Below are 1,855 nucleotides of genomic sequence, written 5' to 3' on the forward strand. Positions count from 1 at the left end.
CCACTCGCTTCGCTCGTTGGGACGGGCTAAAGCCCGCCCCTTAACTAACCGTTAGGCATATAGAGCTTAAAGCCGTGCACACATCAGAAATTGCAGAGTAAGTAATCCGGCACCCTGCATATCCCTGAAAAAGCATCGGCGTATTTGAAACCGCTGGCGGGCCAGCAATCGGCGGAGGCCATATCATCGCCCGGGCCAGTCAATCGCTGGCAGGTCAGGTAATCTGCTGAAAGCAATGTCATCACGCTGGCCTCGGCATCACGCCAGCGCTGAGGCGCTCAAAATCCCAGAGGAAAAGGCGAAGGAACGCATGCAAGTACATCAAACATCAAAGGCAGGTACGGCGTCGCATCAGCGCCCTGCTGCCGTCCTTCGAACCGCTTGCCTAACAAGCGGTTCAAATCGCTCGCTCCGCTCGCTGGGACGGGCTAAAGCCCGCCCCTTAACCAAACGTTAGCTCTCAGAGGAAAAATATGAATATTGCGAAATCAATAATTACCGTGGCTACTAGCTTTGTATTTTCAACTGCAATGGCCTCTGAGAAATCTCCGAAGGAGAACTCCGACTGGTTTCTAATCGCGAGCAGCCAAGATAATACAAGATCATATAGTGGAAAGGCAGGCTCATTAGAAATCACAAATACAAAAAACGGATCACAAGTTGCAATAATCATTGGTCAAATCGAAGACAAAACCAATAACACCCTCCAGTACAACAAATGGTATGTCTCAGTTGACGACTGCAAAAAAGAATCGGGAAAAATGGCACTGCTAGACATAAGCGGAGAGTATATAGATTCAATTGATTTTGTGCTTGGCGGAAATAATATAGCAAGTGGAATCGCAGATGTAATTTGTGGCGCATATGATATTAGGCAAAAAGAAATTGAAGGCAAAGGACTCTAGGGAGGAGCTAACAAATGGTTCAAATCGCTCGCTGCGCTCGCTAGGACGGGCTAAAGCCCGCCCCTTAACCAAACGTTATGCATATTCGGAAAGTTGGCATCCAGTTACAAATGGAGTTGTATATGAAAAAGAAAGTGGAACGGTCAAAAGGGCTGAGGGCCTTTAATTCTTTGTGTGCCGCCCTGCTCATGGGCTCTGCAATTTACATTATGGTTATGGGCTTCAATTCTGTTGCTATGGCGGCTATGGCTATTTCCGTTGCAGGAGCAGCTGCGCCTCTTGTTCAGAGCGACGAGGGATTCCTTGAGATAGTCATCGGCACCTTCGAGGCCATGATCGACGGGGTCGTAGCAGTCATCGAAGGCATAGCAAGTGCAATTGCTAGCCTATTTAGTTAGAAATGCATAACAATTGGTTCAATTCGCTCGCTCCGCTCGCTGGGACGGGCTAAAGCCCGCCCCTTAACCAAACGTTAGACCTAGAGCAAAATAATCTGCATGTTTGAGGTTTTCTTTTTTACCGGAATAATTTTACTGATAATCACTCACCAGAGTTTTGTGTCCAAGCTAAAACTGCATGCACCTGAGCAATGGGTATCACTGGGAAAACCTGGAATATTCAACCGAGGAGATCAATTCGGAGTCATGATTTACGTGCTGAGCGGTGAATACAAGGCAACCAAGAAGAAAGAGCTAATTAAGAGCGGCACACTTTACAGGCTGTGTTCTGGCGGTTTTTTAACTATGGTAATTGCATACTTCGCCCTCCCGCTGAGTTTCTGGCACGGGTAAACCAAAAATGCGCCATGAAAATAGATCTCGGACTGGTCTAACAAATGGTTCAAATCGCTCACTCCGTTCGCTGGGACGGGCTAAAGCCCGCCCCTTAACCAAACGTTAAGTGTCTTCAGGAAGAAATCATGGAATTCAAAGTAGGAAGTTTCACCTTCG

The 1,855-nt window shown here is 47.3% G+C and carries 2 protein-coding genes; both read left to right on the forward strand.

The window, feature by feature from the left end:
• The first annotated feature begins 473 nt into the window (after positions 1-473).
• Positions 474-905, forward strand: a complete 432-nt coding sequence (locus GJV18_RS18470; RefSeq protein ID WP_160347954.1) for a hypothetical protein — start codon at positions 474-476, stop codon at positions 903-905.
• A 122-nt stretch (positions 906-1,027) separates the two neighbouring features.
• Positions 1,028-1,303 (forward strand): hypothetical protein, encoded by a 276-nt coding sequence (locus GJV18_RS18475; protein WP_160347955.1) that lies wholly within the window; start codon positions 1,028-1,030, stop codon positions 1,301-1,303.
• Positions 1,304-1,855: the final 552 nt, after the last annotated feature.

The organism is Pseudomonas xionganensis (genome assembly GCF_009763245.1).
Taxonomy (GTDB): Bacteria; Pseudomonadota; Gammaproteobacteria; order Pseudomonadales; family Pseudomonadaceae; genus Aquipseudomonas; species Aquipseudomonas xionganensis.